Origin of the sequence: Nocardia sp. NPDC004860 (genome assembly GCF_040609015.1) — a bacterium.
GTDB lineage: Bacteria > Actinomycetota > Actinomycetes > Mycobacteriales > Mycobacteriaceae > Nocardia.
In genome coordinates, this window is sequence record NZ_JBEXJI010000004.1 from 154,743 (window position 1) to 171,309 (window position 16,567).

General features: G+C 68.6%; 14 protein-coding genes and 1 pseudogene. 5 read left to right on the plus strand and 10 right to left on the minus strand.

Annotation, left to right across the window (positions count from 1 at the left end; all coding sequences use genetic code 11):
* Window positions 1-67: 67 nt before the first annotated feature.
* Window positions 68-718, plus strand: a complete 651-nt coding sequence (locus tag ABZV44_RS11035) for a TetR/AcrR family transcriptional regulator (protein ID WP_354834549.1) — start codon at window positions 68-70, stop codon at window positions 716-718.
* Here the strand turns inward: ABZV44_RS11035 and ABZV44_RS11040 are convergent.
* Complete coding sequence (locus ABZV44_RS11040; RefSeq protein ID WP_354834552.1) at window positions 682-1,863, minus strand: helix-turn-helix domain-containing protein; 1,182 nt, start codon at window positions 1,861-1,863, stop codon at window positions 682-684. The genes ABZV44_RS11035 and ABZV44_RS11040 overlap by 37 nt on opposite strands.
* 151 nt (window positions 1,864-2,014) lie before the next feature.
* On the opposite strand from ABZV44_RS11040, the gene ABZV44_RS11045 reads away from it, so the two are divergent.
* Entirely contained in the window at window positions 2,015-2,764 is a 750-nt protein-coding gene (locus ABZV44_RS11045) for a GMC oxidoreductase (protein ID WP_354834555.1), read from the plus strand.
* A 140-nt stretch (window positions 2,765-2,904) separates the two neighbouring features.
* On the opposite strand, the gene ABZV44_RS11050 is transcribed toward ABZV44_RS11045, so the two are convergent.
* The 3 genes and pseudogenes from ABZV44_RS11050 to ABZV44_RS11060 all read right to left on the minus strand — a co-directional run bounded on the left by ABZV44_RS11050 (window position 2,905) and on the right by ABZV44_RS11060 (window position 4,848).
* Entirely contained in the window at window positions 2,905-3,141 is a 237-nt protein-coding gene (locus ABZV44_RS11050) for a hypothetical protein (RefSeq protein WP_354834558.1), read from the minus strand.
* Window positions 3,142-3,163: 22 nt separating this feature from the next.
* Window positions 3,164-3,298, minus strand: a pseudogene (locus ABZV44_RS11055) (phosphotransferase family protein); the annotation flags it as partial.
* 296 nt (window positions 3,299-3,594) lie between these two features.
* Window positions 3,595-4,848 carry a helix-turn-helix domain-containing protein gene (locus ABZV44_RS11060; protein WP_354834561.1) on the minus strand — a complete coding sequence of 418 codons (1,254 nt, stop codon included), beginning with the start codon at window positions 4,846-4,848 and terminating at the stop codon, window positions 3,595-3,597.
* Between the two features lie 128 nt (window positions 4,849-4,976).
* Between ABZV44_RS11060 and ABZV44_RS11065 the strand changes: the two genes are divergently transcribed.
* On the plus strand, window positions 4,977-6,485 hold the full coding sequence (locus ABZV44_RS11065; protein ID WP_354834563.1) for an NAD(P)/FAD-dependent oxidoreductase: 1,509 nt from the start codon (window positions 4,977-4,979) through the stop codon (window positions 6,483-6,485).
* 5 nt (window positions 6,486-6,490) lie between these two features.
* Window positions 6,491-7,378 carry an alpha/beta fold hydrolase gene (locus ABZV44_RS11070; protein WP_354834565.1) on the plus strand — a complete coding sequence of 296 codons (888 nt, stop codon included), beginning with the start codon at window positions 6,491-6,493 and terminating at the stop codon, window positions 7,376-7,378.
* A 38-nt stretch (window positions 7,379-7,416) separates the two neighbouring features.
* Here the strand turns inward: ABZV44_RS11070 and ABZV44_RS11075 are convergent, their stop codons facing one another.
* The gene (locus tag ABZV44_RS11075; protein WP_354834567.1) at window positions 7,417-8,340 is read right to left on the minus strand and encodes an alpha/beta fold hydrolase; all 924 of its coding nucleotides are present in this window, start codon (window positions 8,338-8,340) and stop codon (window positions 7,417-7,419) included.
* A 233-nt stretch (window positions 8,341-8,573) separates the two neighbouring features.
* On the opposite strand from ABZV44_RS11075, the gene ABZV44_RS11080 reads away from it, so the two are divergent.
* Window positions 8,574-8,849 carry a hypothetical protein gene (locus ABZV44_RS11080; protein WP_354834570.1) on the plus strand — a complete coding sequence of 92 codons (276 nt, stop codon included), beginning with the start codon at window positions 8,574-8,576 and terminating at the stop codon, window positions 8,847-8,849.
* A 339-nt stretch (window positions 8,850-9,188) separates the two neighbouring features.
* Here ABZV44_RS11080 and ABZV44_RS11085 read toward each other — a convergent pair whose 3' ends face one another.
* The 5 genes from ABZV44_RS11085 to ABZV44_RS11105 all read right to left on the minus strand — a co-directional run bounded on the left by ABZV44_RS11085 (window position 9,189) and on the right by ABZV44_RS11105 (window position 16,199).
* The gene (locus ABZV44_RS11085; protein ID WP_354834573.1) at window positions 9,189-10,496 is read right to left on the minus strand and encodes an FAD-binding oxidoreductase; all 1,308 of its coding nucleotides are present in this window, start codon (window positions 10,494-10,496) and stop codon (window positions 9,189-9,191) included.
* A 26-nt stretch (window positions 10,497-10,522) separates the two neighbouring features.
* On the minus strand, window positions 10,523-11,974 hold the full coding sequence (locus tag ABZV44_RS11090; RefSeq protein WP_354834576.1) for an amidase family protein: 1,452 nt from the start codon (window positions 11,972-11,974) through the stop codon (window positions 10,523-10,525).
* Window positions 11,971-12,423, minus strand: a complete 453-nt coding sequence (locus ABZV44_RS11095) for a DUF2871 domain-containing protein (protein ID WP_354834579.1) — start codon at window positions 12,421-12,423, stop codon at window positions 11,971-11,973. The genes ABZV44_RS11090 and ABZV44_RS11095 overlap by 4 nt, the downstream gene beginning before the upstream one ends.
* Before the next feature lie 7 nt (window positions 12,424-12,430).
* Entirely contained in the window at window positions 12,431-12,868 is a 438-nt protein-coding gene (locus tag ABZV44_RS11100) for a DUF4267 domain-containing protein (protein ID WP_354834582.1), read from the minus strand.
* 73 nt (window positions 12,869-12,941) lie between these two features.
* Window positions 12,942-16,199, minus strand: coding sequence for a BTAD domain-containing putative transcriptional regulator (locus ABZV44_RS11105; RefSeq protein ID WP_354834585.1), 3,258 nt, complete (start codon window positions 16,197-16,199; stop codon window positions 12,942-12,944).
* Window positions 16,200-16,567 lie beyond the last annotated feature (368 nt).

The following is a 16,567-nucleotide window of genomic DNA, read 5'->3' on the forward strand; positions in this document are numbered from 1 at the left end:
CCGGTAGGCGGACACGCCCGGCGGCGGCTGCGCGGGGTCACCTCTATCGTGAAGTAGTGAGGACACGATGAGCAGACGCCCGAAGCATGATCCCAAAGAGTCGGAACGCGAGATCATCGACGCCGCAAAGGAGTTCCTGCGCGAGCGGCCGTTTCGTGAGATGACCGTCGACGCGGTGATGAGCCTTACCGGGCTCAAGCGTCCGGCGTTCTATGTCCACTTCCGCGACCGTCACGATCTCGCGTTGCGGGTTGCCGACGAACTCGGGCAGGACGTGTCCGAGATGCTCGACCGTTGGCTGGTGGGGACCGACCTGCTCAATGACGCACGGGCGGCGTTCGAGGGACTTGCCGAGGTCTACCTGAAGCATGGCGCGGTATTGAGCGCGCTGGCGGATGCGGCCGCCAGCGATGAGAAGGTCGACGCCGCATACAGCGGGTTGATGGAACGATTCGCCGACGCCACCGCCAGACGGATCATCGACGATCAGGCCGCCGGCCGCATCAGCGCGGATCTGGATGCGGTCGAAACCGCCCGTGCCCTGGTCTGGATGGATGAACGCTATCTGAACCGGGTATTGGCTCGTGCCCCGCAAGTGGATCCGAAGCGGGTCGTCGATGTGCTCTACAACATTTGGATGTCGGTGCTGTACGGAATGCAGCAGCTACCGGACACGGTTTCTCAGGAGCCGAGCCGAACCGCGCGGAGCGCGACGTAGAGCTCGGCGGCGGATCTGGGATCCGAGCAGCGACGCCCGGTGAGGGTCTCGATTCTGCGGAGACGATAGTGAATGGTGTTGCGGTGGTAGTTCAGCCGCTGCGCGACCTCGGTGTTCGATCCGCCGCAGTCGAACCATAGATCGAGGGTGTCGAGCAGGGTGTCGCGGTCCTCGTCGTCGAGTTCGAGGATCGGGCCGAGGATTTCGCCGGCGAGGCTGCGGGCGGCCTCGGGCGCGCTGACCAGCACCAGCGGGAGCGGGGTGTGCCCGTAGACGGTGACGCTGTTCGAGCCGGGGTGGATGCAGCGGGCGGCGAGTTCGGCCTCGCGCACAGCCGTGCCGGTCATCGACAGTGTGGAGAAGATGCGGCTGACGCCGACCCGGCCGCTCACGATCTGCCGGAGCCGGGTCAGCGAATGATCCAGTGCGCGTTGATTTCCGAGGCTGAGCAGCCCGATGCGAGCATCCGATTCGGTCAGCCACACCGAGTGCACGTAGGCCGCGCGCAGCCCGCCCTCCGCGCCCGGCACCGGATTGGTGGACGGCACACCGGACTCGGCGTGCACGACGACGAACACACCGGCCCGCGGCAGGTGCAGCATGCGGCCGATATCGGCCAGCGACGCGGCGTCGGTGTCGCTGTAGAACAAGGTGCGCAGCATGGCCTGCCGTTCGGCATCGGCCCTGGTGACACGCTCGGTCAGGAAGCCGGAGTAGGCGTCGGCCGCCGCGCTCGAGTAGTCGTCGATGAGCCGCCAGACCTCCGAACCCAGTGCGGGCAGGATGTTTTCGCCCGACCGGTCCGCGGTGGCCAGCGACCGCTCCCAGATCAGCCGGCCCGCCAGCCGGTAGGCGTGCAGCAGCGCGGCGAGCGGGATACCCAGTTCGGCCTTGGCCCTGCCGACCTCGGTGGCCGCCTGCAGCCGTCGCCCGCTGATGCCCGCGAGCTGGCCGAGCATGGCCTCCAGATTGTCGTGGACGGCGGTGCGCAGCACGGTTTCCGGCAGGGCGGCGGTTTCCGCGTAGGCATGGTCTACGGCGCGGATACGCCCGACCAGTTCACTCGCGAGGTCGTCGATGTCCGCGAGCAGGGTGCGGGCAACCGCCTCGGACCCGTTGGCGGGCGGTCCGATCAGGGCTGTCATGCGTTCGATGGTACGAAAATGACGAGATCGTGTTGTGTGCTGGAACACAGTCGGCAACCCGGATCCGCCGACTCGGGCACATGGTGTGGACCGGGGCTTCGCTTGCGGTATCGAGATCGATAGTGATCTAGGCCATATCGGCCCGAGTTCGATGCGAAAGCGAAGAGAGGTGCACGAACTCCCGGTCGGGCAGCACCTGCAGGACCATCTCGCGGTCTTCCTGAACTATCGCACCGATCGGGAATCGCTGATGACCGCGTTGACGCCGGACCACCTCGCGCTGTTGCAGACCGAGGCGCGCGGACCGCTGACCTCGAATGTCGGTGAGGCGGGCGGATTCGTCGCGACCCGGCCCGGATTGGCCGGCCCCGATGTGCAGTTCCATCAGGCGCCCGCCCTGTTCTACGACGAGGGCATGGGTCCGCTGCTCGAGCACGGCTTCGGATTCGGTCCCTGTCTGGTCAATCCCACCAGCCGCGGTGAGCTCACCCTGCGGTCGGCCGCACCGGGCACCGCACCCCGTATCCGGCACAACTACCTGGCCACCGAGGACGACCAGCAGACCATGATCGCCGGGCTGCGCATCGCGCTCGACATCGCCGGGCAGACCGCCCTGCGCGAGGTCACGACCGGCGAATTCTCCGTTCCGGCTTCGGATTCGGACGCGGACCTGCTCGACTTCGCCCGCCGCACCGCGCAGACGCTCTACCACCCGACCTCCACCTGCGTCATCGGTGCCGTCGTGGACCCGCAGTTGCGCGTACTGGGCCTGGAAGGCCTGCGCGTGGCCGACGCCTCGGTCATGCCGACGGTCGTGCGCGGCAACACCAACGCCCCCACCATCATGATCGCCGAGAAGGCCGCCGACCTGATCGCCGCCGACGCCGGGATTTCGGGATAAACGAGACTCTCGCCTCCGCCGCGCAGACCGAGTGACTCGCGGCGGACTCCCCACTACGGGGATGGGTGAGCAGGCCCTACGAGGTCGACACCGGAAACGACGACGTGCAGGCGGATCGCCTGCACGCCGTACGGGGTCCGCTACCGGGCGGGACTATCCACGGCAGGGTGACGCAATCGCTCCATGCACTGCTTGCGAAGCGTGGACGCGGTCGCCCCGGTGAGCACCTGCGACGCCGAGGACGCCAGCAGCCGCATGAGACGGGCGTGAAACTCCTTCGGGCTCAAGCCGAAACGTACGAACGCCTCGGCGTCATTCCCGCCGTACGGCGCCCAGGCGGTCGCGAATTCCAGCATCTCGTTCTCGATGGGAGTCATCGGCGCCGCCTTTCGCTGCGGGTCACTCGGGGCCGGAACCGGCCGGGATCCCGGCGGTTTCGGCGATCTCATGGGCCTTGTGGACCGGAGTGTCGATTCGTGCGACGGTCGGGGTGCCCGCGGCGGCTCTCTGCCGAGGTCCGTCCAACGCCCGCCGCGGCTCCCACTATCGTGCCCACCGGTCGAGCCGGCGGTGCACGAAGGATGTGCGCTGGTCATTCGGCCGACCTCGCGCGTTGGTTCTCGGGCATGGGCCCACTCCGCTCCTGTTTTTCCTGTGATGTCGCCACCAACGGGCGCTGAAACCGCAATCGGCCGACAGGCCGGGGCAGCAGTCAGATCTCGAATTGGATTCGACTTTAGGGGGGTGGTGTGACGCTGTCAACAGCCATGTAAGGACATGAATGGCGAGCTCGCGGTCGAAAAGCCCTCGAGCGAGCCACCCGTGTCCGGCTACATGTCGGTGCGAGTCAGGACCCGGGCTCCGATTCGATGGGCGAGTTCGAGCGCTAGCTCGACGGCCAACCGGCGTTCGCCCGGCCGATGTCCGAGCAGCTCGGTGGCGCGAGAAACACGTTGCAGCACCGTGTTTCGATGCGTGTGCAGGCGGGACGCGGTGCGCGGGGCGTTCTCGGCTTCCTCCAGGAATACGCGCAGGGTCTCACGCAACCGGGCGGCAGCGGGAGTGTCCGCCGCCAGCGGACCCAGCGTGTCGGCGACGAATTCGGCTGCGCGGGAGGGATTTTCCGCCGTCAGCGCGGCGACCTCCAGGTCATGGAAGAGCGTGACCCGCGCGGCGTCCGGCTGCCCGGCGAGCAGGTTGTGCATCCCCAGCGCCGCCTCGTGGGAGCGGCGGAAGCCGGCGATGCCGGAGCGAGCCGGGCCGACCGCGACCCGGACGCCCGGGTGGGCCGCGCCCAGCGCGCCCCGCAGGCCGTCGACCGTGAAGGCGGAGGGGGTGCCCACCCACGCCCACAGTGTGGAGCTGCCCGCGGACAGCGTGAGCGGGGGCCGCGCCCCACCGGCCCGCGCCAGCATCGCCGCCGCGGACTCGAGCGTGCCCTGGACCTCGCCGGCCGGCGAAGACCACAGCACGAGCGCCGTGTGCGTGCCGGCGAGGTCGTATCCGAGCCGCTCGCTCGCCCGGCGGTTGTCGATCGGCGCACCGTCGAGAATCAGCCGGATCGTCTCGGTGCGCCGGGCCAGCGCGCCACCGAGAATCTCCTCGCGTTCGCGCTGTGCGACCGAGATGACCCGGCCGACAACCTGGTCGACGTACTCGAACATGCGCTGAGCGGAGATCTCGAGCAGTGGCACGAGCAGTGGACCCGACCCCGCGATCCGCGTGGCATGCGCCAGGTAGTGCCGCCACGCGGTGTTCTGCCCGCGCCGATAGGACTGGAAGATCACGTCCAGATCCATGCCGCGCCGCGCGACCGTGCGGGCCACGTCGAGCGCTTCGGGTGGCACATCGATCGAGGACAGGCGGGCCTCCCGGCGGGCGAGAACGGTCAGCAGCCGTGCGGCATTCGCGCGATTGCTGGCCGTCATGTCCGCGATCAGTGCCGCGTCGGCGCCCACCAGGGGTGACAGCTCGATCTCGGCGGCATCCATCTCGGCGACCAACTGGTCGAGATCGGCCAGCATCACCTCCGCCACTCGGCCCATGAGATCGACGAGTTCGGGTGCCGGATCGGGACCATTCATGCACCCAGTGTGCGGCCGCACATTTTCGGGGGCAAATGATGGCCCGGCGGACATACCCCGGCGGTGATCTCGCTCCTAACGTGAACCGAATCACAGCCCCGCCCTCTCTGCGGCCCAGGAGACCCTTCGTGACGATCCCGTCCAGCCACCACGACACCACCGATTTCGATGTTCTGGTCATCGGCGCCGGAATATCCGGTATCGATGCCGCCTACCACCTCGCGACCCGCCGCCCCGGCACGTCCTTCGCGGTGCTCGAAGCCCGCGACTCGATCGGCGGTACCTGGAGCCTGTTCCGATATCCGGGTCTGCGCTCGGACTCGGACATGCCCACCTACGGCTACGGCTTCAAGCCGTGGACGCATCGCAAGTCGATCGCCGACGGGCATCTCATCCTGGATTACCTGCGTGACACCATCACGGAAAACGGTCTGTCCGAACACATTCGATTCGGTCACCGGGTGCTCGACGCCCAGTTCTCCTCCGCGACCGGGCGCTGGACGGTCCTCGTCGAGCACACCGGCAGCGCGGAGCAGGTGCGATTCACGGCGCGATTCCTGTTCCTGGGCACCGGAATGTACGACCACCGTGCCGGATACACCCCTGATTTCGCCGGCCTCGACGAATTCGAGGGCCGCGTCGTGCACCCGCAGCATTGGCCGGCGGATCTGGACCACACCGGGAAGCGCGTGGTGGTCATCGGCAGCGGCGCGACGGCGGTGACGCTGATTCCCGCGATGGCGGGCAGCGCCGCCCACGTCACCATGCTGCAACGGTCGCCGAGCTACGTCATGTCGCTGCCGGCCGTCGACGTGATCGCCGGCGCCCTCAACCGCGTGCTGGGCGCCGAACGCGCCGCCACGCTGATCCGGCGGAAGAACATCATGATCACCCGCGGAATCTACAAAGCCTGCAAGCGCGCCCCGCGCGCGGCGCGCCGGCTGCTGATCGCCATGGTGCGCCGGCAACTGCCCGCCCATTTCGATGTCGACACGCACTTCACGCCCCGCTACAACCCGTGGGAGCAGCGGGTGTGTGTGGTGCCGGACGGTGATCTGTTCAAGGCGCTCTCGAGCGGCCGCGCCTCGGTCGTCACCGACCGCATCGCGCGCTTCACGCAGACCGGCATCCTGCTGGAATCCGGTCAGCAGCTCAGCGCCGACATCATCGTGACGGCAACGGGTTTCAACCTGTCGCCCTTCGGCCGGATCCGGTTCGAGGTCGACGGGCGACCGGTGGACCTGCCGCGGACAACGGTCTACAAGTCGATGATGCTGTCCGAGGTGCCGAACCTGGCCTTCGTGGTCGGCTACACCAATATTTCCTGGACGCTCAAGGCCGATCTGGTCTGCGAGCACTTCTGCCGTCTACTCGATCATATGGACGCCAACGGTTTTCACACCGTCACGCCGGCGGCGGCCGACCCGGCCATGGAACGGGTGCCGCTCGTGGACGACCTGCACTCCGGCTATGTCCAGCGGGGGATCGCGGGGTTCCCGCGGGCGGGAACTCGTGGCCCGTGGACAGTGGAGATGGCCTACGAGAAGGACGCCGAGCGCCTGCGCGAGAGTCCGGTGCACGACACCGCATTGCGGTTCACCTTCGCCGCCCCCGCGACCGTGGCCGCGGCCAGGTGAGCGCGATGCGGAACATCACCTTCACCAGCCATGGAACCCGTTGCGCCGCATGGCATTTCACCGGGGTGGGTGCCGAACCCGGGCGTCCGTGCGTGGTCATGGCGCACGGTTTCGGCGGCACCCGCGACACCGGACTGCTCGGGTATGCCGAACCATTCGCCGCGGCCGGGTACGACGTCCTGGTGTTCGACTACCGTGGCTTCGGAGACTCCGAAGGCACTCCACGCCAGCGTGTTTCGTACCGTCGGCAGCGCGAGGACTATCACGCGGCCATCGCCGTCGCTCGGCAGTTGCCCGGCGTCGACCCCGAACGCATTGTGCTCTGGGGGACCTCCTACTCCGGCGGCCATGCCGTCGCGGTCGCCGCCCAGGACCGGCGAATCACAGCGATCATGGCGATCACCCCCGCGATGGACGGACTCGCCACGCTGGCGCACGTCCTGCGCCGCGCCGGTGTCGGCTACCTCGCACGCGCGGCCGGGCACGGATTGCGTGACCTTGCCCGGAGCATCACCAAGCGGCCGCCGCACTACGTGCCGATCGTCGGCCCGCCCGGATCGCCGGCCATCATGACCAGCCCGGGCGCGGTGGAGGCCGTCGTTCCGGTCGCGGGACCGACCTGGCGTAACGAGGTGTGCGCTCGGGCCGCCCTGGAAGTCGGCCTGAACCGGCCCACCACCTTCGCCGGGCGTGTGCCCTGTCCGATCCTGGTGCAGGTCGGCACGAACGACAGTGTCGCGCCACCGAGCGCGGCCCTGCGCGTCGCTGCGAAAGCCGGTCCGCGGGCGCGTATTCGCGAGTATCCCGTCGACCATTTCGACATCTATCAGGGTCCGTGGCAGCAGCAGGCGGTGACCGACCAGCTCGAGTTCCTCACCGCTGTATTGCGGTGACCTCCAGGTCCACGATCGGCACGCCGGCAGAGCATCGGTCAGAACTGCGGCCCGCTCCCGCACCGCACCGGCACCGGCCGCCCCGGATCCAGCGCGTTCAGAACCATCGCGTCCACGCTCGGGTCGTACGCCAAGCCGCTGTGCCCGACCGGGTCGTCCGGGCACTGGTCCTGGACGACGAGGTCGGTGACGCCATCCTCGGCGATGGCCGCGGCGGCGGGCGGGGACACCATGGCGTCGTGCGCCGACACGATGGTGGTGTAGCGAATGCCGGTCCGGGCGATCGGGCCGTCGTGCAGCCGGGTCATCGCCACCGAGCCGGGGGAGACGTCCTCACAGATCCCGCACACGCCCGCGACCAGCCCGCGTAGCCCGAGTTGTGTTGCGCCGCCGATAAGTCCGCTGGTGATGCCGTTCGTGGGTGGTGCCAGGACGACGACCGCGCCGATCCGGTCGACCGCTGCCGGGTCGGTCTTCGCGAGGTAGAGCGAAACGAACGCGCCACCGGAATGCCCGAGGAGGTCGACCTTGGCGGCGCCGGTCTCGGCCCGCACGCGGTCGATGAAGGCGGATACCTGCGGCCCGGACACCGACACCCCGTCGATCCCGCCGTCGAAGGCGTTGGTCCCGCCGTAATTCAGGGAGTACACGCAGTACCCGGCATTCGCCAGCTTCGGCCCGAGATGCGCGAACCCGTTGTACTGATTGGCGGGAAAGCCGTGCACGAGCACCACCGGCCGCGGATGCGCCTTCGACGGTGTGCACGGCACATTCACGCCGGGCGCCGATTGTGCGGGATCCTGCCCGGACACCACGAACCAGGCTTCCCGGGCGACCATCTCCTCGAAAGTCGCCTCCGGCAGCGGATCGGCGGCAGTGGCCATGCCGGGCGCAACGATGTTCGGTACCAAGGCAATCGCGGTGGTGGCCAGAACCGAGCCAACGCATTCGCGTATGCCCATGTCGAGCTCCAAGAAACGAACGAACTTTTCTCTCAGTGTAGTCCTATAAATTCCCCGCAGGTGGAGGAGCGTTTCTGGAATCTCCACGTGTGGTTCGTCTGAACCCCCGTAGGAATCTCCAACCCGATGCGGCAAACCCGGACGTTCTGTTGGACTCCTCCCCGATTGATCGCACCGGTGCCGGAGGAGGACAGTCGACAGCACCGTTCACCCCCCACCCCGGATCGCGATACATGTCAGCAACACCCGCACATCGCACACAACGGACCCGCTACACCTCCGTCGGCGGAAAACAGGCCGCATGGCGCATGATCGGCAGCAGCATCGAAATCCTGGCCCTCACCGTCACACATGCCGCCAGACCCCCCGACACCGCCGCCTTCGACGACAACACCTGCCACGACCTGTGCTGGGCCCGTGAACGTTTCACCACATTCGCCGACCTCTGGGACGCGATCCGCAGCGAATACTGGCAACTCCTCTTCCACTCCGACGCCCACTTCACCTAGCCCGGCTCGATTGGCTCGCCGACAATCAGTCCCGAAGTCCCCCAACAACTCTCGGCTGGCATCACACGCCAGTCCCGTCTCCCGACGCTGCACGCGGATCGGTCAGCCGGGCTGGGGACCATGCCGTGGATGCGGTCGATGAAGGTGACGAAATCCGCCATGAACCGGGTGGGGAACCGCGACGTCACCAGAAATTAGAGTTCGCCGCCGACAGCACCCGGGTATGCCGCCACCCCCGGGGGGCTGGGACAGCTGATCGCGGGCACCGCACTGCCCCGCCGATCACGATCGGCGGGGCAGTGCTTCGCGGAGTTGCCCGAGGGGCTCGAAACCGAAGGTTCAGTGGGGAATCGGGAAGTTGGCGCGGAATACGCCGTGTGGGTCGCGGGCCTGCTTGAGCTTCCGCAGCCGGTCCACGGTGCCGGGGTCGAAAACGTCTGCGACACTGTCGCCGGCGGACAGGACGGTATACGGTTTGCGGCCGCTGACCCGCGCGCCCAGATCGGTGATGATGCGCTTCTGAGTGGCGTGGACCGCGGCAACTGTGTCGGGGTCCGAGCCGATGGCCTGCAGAGACAGTGCGTAGGGCTCCGTGAACGGCGGAACCGCGCCTCGGGTGGGCTCGGCGAGCGCACCTCCCAGCTGCCGGACCTGGATGCCCAGCATCGGATCGATCGGCTCGTGCAGCAGAATCTCGGCGGCGGTCTCGTCCAGTGCGGTCAGCAGCTCGGCTCGCACCAGTCCGGGGCCCGGGGCGGTGGGCTCGTTCACGATGGCGCCCAACTCGGCCGGGGACAGTTCCCGGCGCGTGTCCGCGAGAACGCCGTCGATCGTGTCGAGCTGTCGCAGCAGGTCTCGTGCACGCGCCGGTTCGCCCAGGTAGGCGGCGGCGATCGCGATGACCGGCGGAGCCTGCGGCAGTTCCAGCCGATTGAGCCAGACCGTGAGCTCGGCCGGTGCGTGATCGGTGATGTCCCGGAAGGCCGCACGGACCGCCTCGGTCCGCTCGGCCGGCCAGGCGATCAGGCCACCGAACAAGGCCGGAGCCGCGAACAGATCGAACTCCATGGCCGTCACCAGCGCGAAATCCCCACCGCCGCCACGCAATGCCCAGAACAGCTCCGGGTCGGACTCCGCGGTGACCCGGGCTGGACGACCATCGGCATCGACGATGTCGAAGGCCTGAACGCTGTCGGCCGCCCAACCGTGTTTGCGGCCGAACCACGACAATCCGCCACCGAGGGTATAGCCGACAACGCTGACCACCGGGGAGCTGCCGGCCAACCCGGTCAAGCCGTGCGGGGCGGCCGCCGCCTGCACCTCGCCCCAACTGGCTCCCGCGCCGACGCGGGCGCGTCGCCGCTCGGGATCCACCTCGACCCGATCGAGCCGACGCGTGCGCACCAGGATGGTGCCCGCGGTATCACCGGATGCGCCGTGGCCGTTGGGCTGAGCGGTCACCGACAGGCCCGCGTCACGCGCGTAGCCGACCACGGCGGCCATATCCTCTGCGTCCTCGACGTGCACCACGGCCGCGACCGGCTGGTCGACATTCAGATTCCACGGCGTCCGTGCCGTATCGAACTCGTCGTCACCCGGCAGCAGTACCCGTCCGCGCACAGCGGATCGCAATGTGTTGTGGGACATTTGAATTCCTTTCGCAACAAAAATGTTCAAAGCGTCGTGCCCGAGCCACCGGACGGAGCCGGGCCCCGGGTGGCCGGGTCGGTTGCCGGCGAGATGGGTGTGGGCATCGGAAAGGCCGCTTCGATATGGGCGGCGGCGGTCAGCGCGCGCCGCTCGGCGAATGGGGCGGTGATCAACTGGACCCCGATGGGAAGACCCTCGGCCGAGACGCCCGCGGGGACCGTCACCGCGGGCAGCGCCAGGTAGTTGGCGGCGATCGTGAGGCGGTGTGCCGCATACATGGTCGCGACCTGCGCGGTGCCGCCGAGGTCGTAGCCGACCGGCCAGGGCAGTTCGTCCGAGACCGGGCCGAGCACGATCGGATGCTCCGCGAGGAAGCGGGACCAGGCCGCGCGGCGGGTGAGGCGTTCACCCAGCGCGGTCATGTAGCCCGCCAGATCCAGCGGCGGGAACAGGTCGATCGCCGCGTCCACGAAGGTGTTCAGTCCGGCGCTGCCGACTCGCCGCATGGCTTCGCGGCGCTGGACCACCACCTCGGTGGAGACCAATCGGCCGTAGTCCGCCGCCACCTCGCCCAAGTGCGGCGGATCGAGTTCGGCCACCGGATATCCCGCGCGTTCGAGGGCGTCGGCGCAGCCGAGCAGCGCGGCCCGCACCTGCGGATCGATACCGTCACCGAGCGTGACGGCGACCGCGGGCAGCGCGGCATCGGTCGCGTCACGCACCGGAATCCATCCGGGATCGCGCGGGTCAGCGCTGTCACAGAGGACCTCGAAGGCGGTCGTCAGATCGCGCACGGTGCGCGCCAACGGCCCTGGCACCGCGAACAATTGGTTCGTCGGTGCGGGTGCGGCCCCGGACAGGCTCGACGCCACCGCCACCCGGCCGGGCGTGGTGCGCAGGGAGGCGACTCCGCAGAACGCGGCGGGTACGCGCAGTGAACCGCCGAAGTCGGTGCCCAGGCCTAGGGGTGTCATGCCCGCCGCTACCGCCGCGGCGTCACCGCCGCTGGAACCGCCCGGGCTGCGAGTCGGGTTCCACGGATTCACCGTCGGTCCCGCCTCGTCGTTGTCGGTGTGCCAGCGAGTGGCGAAGTCCGGCATGTTCGTTCGCCCGATGACGATCGCCCCGGCTCGCCGCAATGCGGACACCGCGGGTGCATCCGCTGTCGCGACGGCCTGTCCGAGGGCCGCCACACCCCAGGTGGTCGGGCTGCCCGCAACATCGAGGTTGTTCTTGATGGTGACCGGAACCCCGTGCAGCGGCCCGGTCGGCGCCCTGCGGTCGGCCGCGGCCGCCTCCGCGCGCGCGGTCTCGGCGAATACCGTGGTGAGCGCGCCGATTTCGGAATCGACCTGTTCGATGCGCTCGAGATGCGCCTCGACGACCTGGGCCGCGGTGACCGCGCCCTCGGCGATCAGCGCCGCGAGCGAGACCGCGTCCCGCGTCCACAGCGCGCTGTCCCGGCCGGTGATCACGATGCCTCCTGTTCGGCGAATACCGCTGCGGTGCGCGGCGTTCGGCTGTCGTCGATGGATTTGCCGAGGGTGATGAAGAAGAGGACCAGCCCGGCGGTCAGCAGGATGTGACCCAGACCCGCGCAGAGCGCGATCGCCTCATTGCTGCTGCTGCCCAGCACGGTGAGGGTGCCGTGCACCGTCATGACCGCGATGGTGGTGACCAGGCCGATGTTGTACAGCCAGAAGAACCAGGCGTACAGGCTTTTCCGGGCAGTGAGCGTGAACTGCTTCTCCAAGGCCAGCACGATGAGGAAGAACAGCATGCCCAGCGCCAGCACGTGGGTGTGCACGACACCGAGCTGCGACTGCCCGGTGAAGTGTTCGGCCTTGGTGATCTCGCGGTAGTAGAGCCCGGAGATCAGGCCGATGATCATATAGATGTGAGCGGTATTGACCAGCGTCTTCATCGGGCGCTCACCGGTTTTCGCGGCGTAGCAGCAGCGAGCCGGTGGCGGCCACCAGGGCGGCGGTGAGGCCGTGAACGTTCAGGGCGGTGGCGGTCGAGCCGCGGCGCACCAGGATGGTGAGCATGTCGCCGGTCGGGATGAGGGCGGTGGTGAGCAGGGCGACGCCGACGGCGCGGCGCTGCCCGGCCGCCAGCAGAGCGAGCGGGATCAGGCCGGTGACCACATCGCGGACGCCTTTGACGTTCAGGAAGCCGTCGGCCTCACCACTCGGCCACTCGGCGAGGCCGAACCCCGGGGCCATGCGCTGCGGGGCGAGCAGATAACCGCCGCCGACGGACATGATGAACCCGGCTCCCAGTACTGCGCCGACAGTGCCGAGACGTGCGCCGAGGCGACGGGAATCACGCACGGAAACAACTGATTCCGTGTTCGGGGGAACAGACATGAACACTCCTGGATCGGTGGGATACGCGTCCCGAGGATCCAGTGCTGCCCGTACCGTTCGCTGACAGTCGTTGTCAGCGAGTGGTACGGAGGAGTTCGAGCACCGCCCCGTCCGGAAGCCGAGCGCCCGCGAGGAATTCCGCGCTCAGGCGCACCGGCCCCAGCGCCGTTTCGGCCTGGTCGAGCGCCCGCCGCCGGAACGGGCCGATGCGGATCACCCCGGCCCTCCGGTTGATCCGGTCGGTGGCGCCGAGAATGCGGGCCGCGCGCCCCGCGCCGCCCTTCGCCAGAGCAACCAGGGCGTAACCGATTCCGACCTCGGCCAGCAGCGCCGCCGAGGTCTGGGCGGCCAGCTCGCGGGGCACGGCCAGCTCGCGCAGCGCGTCGTCCGGCTGCCCCGCCGTGACCAGGGTCGCGGCGTGCGCGGTGCTCACGAAGACCAGGTTCACGAAGCGAACGGTGTCGTGGCGTCCGGCGGGTGGCGGGGCGGCGGGGAGCGGCTGCTCGGACATCCGCCGGAACAGTTCCATCGCGCCGTCGTTGTCGCCGTGCAGGTGCGCCAGGTGCGCCTGCGTCGCCGCCAGGAAGCGCCCGGGCGCGGGGATGATATGCGGGGTGATCAGGGCCTCGGCCCGGTTCAGATGGATTGCCGCGCTGTCGGTATCGCCGCCGACCAGGTGCATCTCCGCCGCGAAGAGCAGCACGCCCATACGCTCACCGGCGCCCAGGTCGGGGCTGAGCAGTTCCAGCGCGCTCGCGATCAGCGGGCGGGCGCTGTCCAGGCCGAGCATGCGAGTCCGGTAGCTGGCCAGGGAGATCAGGGCGCGGCTGTGTGACCGGGGGTCACCGTGCGCGCTCAGACAGGTCAGCGCCGCTTCCAGGGTGGGCAGGGCGCGGGCCGGATGGTCGCCGCCGAGTTCATCGAAACCTTTTGCTATCAGCGCATTTCCGCGTAGCCATGGATCGTCGGAGGCGGTGCACGCGGTCAACAGGCTGTCGTCGTCGCCGAGCAGGTCACGCAGCGCCAGAATGAGCACGAACATCGGGTGCGGGGGCCGATCCTCGGTGAGGGCCGCGCGGGTCAGCCGCTCGAATTGGCCCGTGTTCTCCCGGATTTGGCCCCACCAGATATTGGTGAAATACGCCGGCAACTCCTCGGCGTACCGGCAGGCCAGATAGGCCCCGGTGCACCCCGGCGGCGATGTGTCTCCGAGCAGTGCGAGGACCTCGCGGCGGCGTTCGGCGATGTCACCGTGCAACCCGCGCAGCAGCCAATACCAGACGAGATTCGCGTACAGGCGAACCGCACGCTCACCGTCACCGACGTCCAGCGCCCAGCGCAGCGCGGTTTCGCAATTGCCGTGTTCGGTGATCAGGCGGGCGAGCCAATCGGGTTGTGCGGCAGTGCGTAATCCGTGGGCGGCGGTGTCGGTGAATTCCAGGAAGCAGTCGGCGTGGGTGCGGGCGACCTCGTCGGCGTCGCCGGCGGCGGTCAATTCCGCTGTCGCATAGGCTCGGATGGTCTCGGCCATTCGATAGCGCCGGCCGTCGAAGTCGACCAACGACTTCGTCACCAGTGACGTGACCGTGTCGATGGCGTCCGGACCGCACACCCGGATGATGGCGTCCAAGGTCGCGCCGCCCGCGAAAATCGAAAAACGCCGGGCTGCTGCGGCTTCCGCGTCGGTGAGCAGTCCCCAGCTCCAGGCGACGGCCGCGTGCAGGGTGCGATGGCGCGGGACCGCGTGGCGAGTACTGTTGGTGAGCAGCCGGAAGCGATCGGTGAGCCGCTCGGCGAGGTCCGGCAGCGGCAGGCTCCGCAGGCGGGCGGCGGCCAGTTCGATGGCCAGCGGCATGCCGTCCAGGCTGCGCACGATGGCTCGGATATCCGCGGAATTACTCTCGGACAGTGCGAAATCCGGAAGTGCCGCGGTGGCGCGGTCGATGAACAGCCGGACCGCGGGCGACGCGGTGACCGCCACGATGCCCGCGTCGCCTTCGGGTAGGTCCAAGGTCCGGACCGGATACAGTCGCTCGCCGTCCACACCGATCGGCTCCCGGCTCGTGGTCAGCACCCGCAGCAGGGGCAGCCGCTGCAACAGATCGTCGATCAGGCGCGCGGTCGCCTCCACGACATGCTCGCAGTTGTCCAGTACCAACAGCATTCGGCGACCGGACAGCGTCCGCTCCAGTACTTCGGCCCACTCCGTCGACAGTTCGTCGGGTCGCTCGAACTGAGCGAGCGCGTTCGCTATCGCCACTCCGACCGCGTTCACGGCCGGTCGGTCGGTCCGTTCCCGCTCGAGTGCGGCCAGTTCGACGAAAGCGTAACCATCCGCCCAGTCCATGGCGTGCGCCCCGACCGTCTCGGCGGCCAACCGGGTCTTTCCCACGCCACCGGTGCCCGACAACGTCACCAGCCGGGCCTCGCGCAATGCCAGCCGCACTCCTTCCACGTCGCGTCCACGTCCGACGAAGCTGGTGTGCCGCCTGGGCAGCAGCGGAGCGGACACCTTCGATGTGGTCCGGGATGCTGCCGTAACTCCCGTTCGACCCGATTCGGGCGTCGTCTCGATGGCAGGTCCGTCGACTGCGGGATCAGGGGGTGCATTCGTGTGAATGTCGGCCAGGGCCTTGCGCAGCACTTCGGCGGGTGTCGTGCCGAGCTCGTCCAGTAACAAGGCCTCGGTTTGTTGAAACTGTTGTATCGCCTCGGATGTTCGTCCCGCTGCCGCCAGCGCCCGCACGAGTTGTGCGGCCAGTGTCTCCCGGAACGGATGTGCCGCTACTTCCGTGCGGAGTTCACGCAATACCTCGCCGCCTCGGCCCAGGGCTCGAAGGGCGTCCGCTCGCAGCTCGACCGCTTCGAGCCGCTGCTCGGTCAATCGCAGTGCCGCGGAGCGCAATACCTCCGATTCCCCCATATCGATCAACGGCTCCCCGCGCCACAACGCGAGCGCGGTATCGAAGCACGCGATGGCTCGTTCGGCCTCCCCCGCCTCGAGCAATGCCCGCCCCGCCGCGACCTCACGCGTGAACCGATGCACATCGACGTCCTCGGGCGCCAGTTCGAGCACATACCCGCCCCCGTCACTCCGCACCGCCCCCGGCGCCGCTGCGCGCAACCGACTCGCCAAGGTCTGCAACGCATTCCCGGTCCCCGCCGGCGGGTTCTCCGCCCACACCCCGTCCACCAGTCGCGCCACCGGCACCACACGCCCAACCTCGAGCGCCAGCAACCCCAGCAGCGCCCGCACCCGCGGCCCCCCGACCGACACCCTCGTCCCGTCCGCGGCCTCCACCACCACCGGACCCAATAGCCCTACCAGCATGAATCATCCATCTCACGATCGATCCTGCGTGCCGCCGCATCTCTCGTCAACCTGGGCCAACCGCCGACATCGACTACTCAACGGGTTGAAGAAGGCCCTGATCGTGTGCATGCGCCTGGCGGAGGCAAACGACTACTCGGCAGAGTGACCGCCGATCGACCGTGAGGCCGGCATCGCAGAGTTGGGCGCAACCAACGCGGGGAGAATCACGAATTGGGGGCGCTGTTCTTGCTCGGGATTGTGCGCGAGCCGATCTCGGCTTCACCAGCGGGTGCTCTCACTCCTGAGATCGGGGCTTACCAAGGCGACCGGTTGCCGCGCAGCACCCAGGAGTCCGCGCGGCCCCTGGATCGGCTACGAGGGTGCGA